This window comes from Caulobacter sp. D5 (assembly GCF_003185805.1).
In the GTDB taxonomy this organism is placed as follows: Bacteria; Pseudomonadota; Alphaproteobacteria; order Caulobacterales; family Caulobacteraceae; genus Caulobacter.
In genome coordinates this window covers 1-4,388 of sequence record NZ_QHJY01000347.1, presented here as the reverse complement: position 1 = coordinate 4,388, position 4,388 = coordinate 1, and the positions used below count along the sequence as shown (strand labels likewise).

The window sequence follows — 4,388 nt, the reverse complement described above, 5'->3', positions numbered from 1 at the left end:
GTCCTGGCCCCAGGCGCCGACCCAGCGGGCGAACAGCCACGGCGGCGTCAGGTCGGACGGATCGTCGGACGGCGCGCCGTCGCGCAGCAGGCCGCGCAGCACGGCGTTGACCAGGCCCTTGAACGGACGGCTGGCCTTGTTGGCGCCGGCCAGCTCGACGCTGGTCGCGACGGCGGCGAAGGCCGGCACCTCGAGATAGAAGGCCTGGGTCGCGCCCAGGCGCAGCAGGTTGCGCACGCGAGGCGGCGGCTCCTTGCTGAGCTTGGCGGCAAGGGCCCGATCGACGGGTCCCAGACGGCGCAGCGCGGCCATGGCCAGGGCGCGCGCAAAGGCGCGCTCCCGCGGCTCGAGCGCGCGGAAGGCGTTGGTCGTCGCGGCCTCGTCGAGGCCGCCGCGGCGCGAAAGGGCCGCGTCGAGTAGGGCGAGGGCCGCTTCCCGAGCGGGAAGGCCGTCGTTCAATTCCTGAGTCACCGCCCCGCCGTGCCCCGCAATGAGCGCGAGCGCAAGCCCCTAGAGCCTTTTAGCTTCAGGCGAGATCGCCTGAAGCGTTCAAAAAGGCTCTATCTTTCTGGAGTTGGAGCGCGTCAGGCGGCGAAACCGCCCACACTTTCGCCTGACGCGCTCCGGATGATCCATCGACGCTTGCGTGCTATGAAAGCGCATGTCCGACGATCTTTCTTCCCCGCTTTCCGAGGTTCAGGACCCGGAACTGGCCCGCCTGGGCGCTGCTCCCGGCAAGGACCTCAGCCCCGCCGCCCGCCGCGCCCTGGAAGAGGCCGCCGCCCGCCGCGAGGCCGAAGCGGCCGCGTCGCTTCCCGCGGAACAGGGCGGCCGAGACGGCCCCGAACCCACGCGCTTCGGCGACTGGGAGCGCAAGGGCGTAGCGGTGGATTTCTAGGCCATAGACCCTCCCCCTGATGGGGGAGGTGTCGGCGAAGCCGACGGAGGGGGATGTAGCCTGTGAGGCGGCATCCGCTTCCACGTCGGCGGGGACTTCCCCCTCCGGCCCTTCGGGCCACCTCCCCCTTCAGGGGGAGGGTCTTCGGGATCAGGCTTTGGGTTTGCGCGGAGCAGCAGGCTTCTTCGCAGCGGGCGCCTTGGCCGCCGGAGCGACCTTCTCAGCCGCCGCCGCCGCGACCACCGCCGGCTTGGCCAGCAGGTCGCGGATCTCGGTCAGCAGCTTTTCTTCCGGGGTCGGGGCCGGCGGGGCCTCGGGGGCCGGCTCGACGGCGTCGGCGCGGCGGATCTGGTTGACCAGCTTGACCAGCAGGAAGACCACGGCCGCGACGATGAAGAACTGGATCAGGGTGTTGATGAAGGCGCCGTACTGGATGGCGACCTTCTCGACCGCCTCGGTGGCCGGATCCTCGGGGCGCAGCACCCATTCCAGCTTCGAGAAGTCGAGCCCGCCGGTCAGCAGGCCGATCGGCGGCATGATCACCTGGTCGACCAGGCTCTTGACGATGCCGTTGAAGGCCGCGCCGATGATCACGCCGACGGCCAGGTCGATGACGTTGCCGCGGGCGATGAACTCGCGGAATTCCTTGACGATGCTCATGCGAAAAACCCTCTCGGCACATCCAACGCCGAGAGGCTGAAGCGGTTCGCCCGCAGGGGCAAGTGAGTCGGTTTCCCGACTATTCCGCGTTCAGGCGGGCGCGCAGTTCCTTGCCGCTCTTGAAGAACGGCACGTGCTTGGCGCGGACGTCGACGGTCTCGCCGGTGCGCGGGTTGCGGCCGGCCCGGGCCGGGCGCGAACGGACCGACAGGGCGCCGAAGCCGCGCAGTTCCACGCGGCCGCCGCCTTCCAGCGCGCCGATCATGCGTTCGAGGATCACGCCCACGACGCGTTCCACATCCTTCTGCGTCAGGTGCGGGTTTTCGTTCGCGAGCCTGGCGATGAGTTCAGACTTGATCATCGATGTCCCCTGCGCCGAGGGAGCGGCGCGCCGCGACCTTTGCCCAAGCGGCATGGAATCTTCAAGGAAAAGGTTGCAACCGGTTCCCAAAGACTTCGGGGGCGCCCGGAGTAACCGCAAAAGAAAAGCGGCGGCCAGATCGCTCCGGCCGCCGCCTGTCTTCAGCTCATGCCGTAAGGCTGGAGCTTAGTCCTTGGTGGCGCGCTCGCGCAGAGCCGCGCCCAGGATGTCGCCCAGCGAAGCGCCGGAGTCCGACGAGCCGAACTGCTCGATGGCTTCCTTCTCTTCGGCCATTTCCAGCGACTTGATCGACAGCGAGACGCGGCGCGCGGCCTTGTCCACGTTGGTGATCTGAGCGTCGACGCGGTCGCCCACGGCGAAGCGCTCGGGGCGCTGTTCCTGACGATCGCGCGACAGGTCCGACTTGCGGATGAAGGCGGTCATCGGGGCGTCGTCTTCACCGAAGCGGACTTCGATGCCGCCCGAGGTGACTTCCGTGACGGTGACGGTCACGGTCTGAGCCTTGCGGAAGGTGTCGCCCGACATCGGGTCGCCGGCCAGTTGCTTGATGCCGAGCGAGATGCGTTCCTTCTCGATGTCGACGTCGAGCACCTTGGCCTTGACCAGGTCGCCCTTCTTGTAGCGGGCCATGGCTTCTTCGCCAGCGACGCTCCAGTCGATGTCCGACAGGTGCACCATGCCGTCGATGTCGTTGTCGAGGCCGATGAACAGACCGAATTCGGTCGCGTTCTTGACTTCGCCTTCGACGGTCGAGCCGATCGGGTGAGCTTCGACGAAGGCTTCCCACGGGTTGGCCAGGGCTTGCTTCAGGCCCAGCGAGACGCGGCGCTTGGACGGATCGACGTCCAGGACCACGACGTCGACTTCCTGCGAGGTCGAGACGATCTTGCCGGGGTGGACGTTCTTCTTGGTCCACGACATTTCCGACACGTGCACCAGGCCTTCAACGCCGGCTTCCAGCTCCACGAAGGCGCCGTAGTCGGTGATGTTGGTGATGCGGCCGGTGAACTTGGCGCCGACCGGGTACTTGGCTTCGACGCCGTCCCACGGATCCGACTGCAGCTGCTTCATGCCGAGCGAGATGCGCTGGGTGTCCGGGTTGATCTTGACGATCTGGACCTTCACGGTGTCGCCCACGGCGAGCACCTGGCTCGGGTGGTTGACGCGCTTCCAGCTCATGTCGGTGACGTGCAGCAGGCCGTCGATGCCGCCCAGGTCGACGAACGCACCGTAGTCGGTGATGTTCTTGACGACGCCTTCGCGGATTTCACCCTCTTGCAGCTGCGACACCAGTTCGGTGCGCTGCTCGGCGCGGGCTTCTTCCAGGATGGCGCGACGCGAGACAACGATGTTGCCGCGCGGACGGTCCATCTTCAGGATGGCGAAGGGCTGTTCCTTGCCCATCAGCGGGCCGACGTCGCGGACCGGACGGATGTCGACTTGCGAGCCCGGCAGGAAGGCCGAGGCGCCGCCGAGGTCGACGGTGAAGCCGCCCTTAACGCGACCGACGATCGCGCCCATGACGGGTTCGTTCTTGGCGTAGACGCCTTCCAGGCGGGTCCAGGCTTCTTCGCGCTTGGCCTTTTCGCGGCTGATGACCGCTTCGCCCATGGCGTTCTCGAGGCGCTCGAGGAAGACTTCGACGGTGTCGCCGGTCTTGATGGTCGCCTTGCCGGCTTCGTCGACGCCGAATTCCTTCAGCTGGACGCGGCCTTCGGTCTTCAGACCGACGTCGATGATCGCGAAGTCCTTCTCGATCCCGACAACGACGCCCTTGACCACGGAGCCTTCGGCGAAGTCGCGGCCGCCCATGGAGTCGTTCAGGAGCGCTTCGAAATCGTCGCGCGTGGGGTTGAAGCTCATATCGTCAGCCATGCTGATCTTTGGTCTCTGGGTTGTGGGAAGCCCTGCGATGAGCGCCGCCAGATGACGGTTCTCGGGATTCCGGGTGAAGTGGATTTTTGATGCGATCCGGCGCTTCCAAAGCGGCGGCGAGGCGGGCGTTAGATTAGCCCTTGGAGTTTCCTCACCGGGCGCGCGCCGTCTCGACGATGCGGAGAGCCGCATCGAAGGCCTGGGATATAGTCATTTCCGACGTATCAAGCAAGGTGGCGTCCTTGGCCTGGGCCATGGGCGCGTCCTTGCGGCCGCCGTCGCGCTCGTCGCGCTTGTGGATGTCGGCCAGGATCTCGTCGAACGAGACGCTTTCGCCCTGGCCGGCCAGCTGTTTCCAGCGACGATCGGCGCGGACCTCGGGGCTGGCCGTGACATAGAGCTTGGCCGGCGCCTCGGGGGCGATGACGGTGCCGATGTCGCGGCCGTCGAGCACGGCGCCGCCGTCCTGGCTGGCGAAGGTCCGCTGCAGGTCGAACAGGGCCGAGCGCACGCCCGGATGCACGGCCACGCGGCTGGCGGCCTCGCCGGCGGCGCGGGTGCGCACCTGCGGCC

General features: G+C 67.3%; 5 protein-coding genes and 1 pseudogene. 1 reads left to right on the top strand and 5 read right to left on the bottom strand.

Annotation, left to right across the window (positions count from 1 at the left end):
* Positions 1–471 (bottom strand): transcription antitermination factor NusB (locus tag DMC18_RS20300; protein WP_304539020.1); only part of this gene is annotated, 471 nt, incomplete at its 3' end.
* Positions 472–661: 190 nt separating this feature from the next.
* Here DMC18_RS20300 and DMC18_RS20295 point away from each other — a divergent pair.
* Positions 662–898 carry a DUF1674 domain-containing protein gene (locus DMC18_RS20295; RefSeq protein WP_110133256.1) on the top strand — a complete coding sequence of 79 codons (237 nt, stop codon included), beginning with the start codon at positions 662–664 and terminating at the stop codon, positions 896–898.
* A 249-nt stretch (positions 899–1,147) separates the two neighbouring features.
* Here the strand turns inward: DMC18_RS20295 and mscL are convergent.
* The 4 genes and pseudogenes from mscL to DMC18_RS20275 all read right to left on the bottom strand — a co-directional run.
* Positions 1,148–1,558, bottom strand: a pseudogene (mscL, locus tag DMC18_RS20290) (large-conductance mechanosensitive channel protein MscL); the annotation flags it as partial.
* Between the two features lie 79 nt (positions 1,559–1,637).
* Complete coding sequence (locus tag DMC18_RS20285) at positions 1,638–1,919, bottom strand: integration host factor subunit beta (RefSeq protein WP_110120436.1); 282 nt, start codon at positions 1,917–1,919, stop codon at positions 1,638–1,640.
* A gap of 186 nt (positions 1,920–2,105) precedes the next feature.
* On the bottom strand, positions 2,106–3,815 hold the full coding sequence (gene rpsA, locus DMC18_RS20280; protein WP_110120435.1) for a 30S ribosomal protein S1: 1,710 nt from the start codon (positions 3,813–3,815) through the stop codon (positions 2,106–2,108).
* A 151-nt stretch (positions 3,816–3,966) separates the two neighbouring features.
* Positions 3,967–4,388, bottom strand: a 422-nt coding sequence (locus DMC18_RS20275) for a d(CMP) kinase (RefSeq protein ID WP_110133255.1), incomplete at its 5' end; no start/stop codon positions are given.

What these genes read in the sequence shown, in the direction of transcription:
- DMC18_RS20295 (WP_110133256.1), top strand. Translation starts at nt 662, where the DNA reads ATGTCCGACGATCTTTCTTCCCCGCTTTCCGAGGTTCAGGACCCGGAA.
- rpsA (WP_110120435.1), bottom strand. Translation starts at nt 3,815, where the DNA reads ATGGCTGACGATATGAGCTTCAACCCCACGCGCGACGATTTCGAAGCG.
- DMC18_RS20285 (WP_110120436.1), bottom strand. Translation starts at nt 1,919, where the DNA reads ATGATCAAGTCTGAACTCATCGCCAGGCTCGCGAACGAAAACCCGCAC.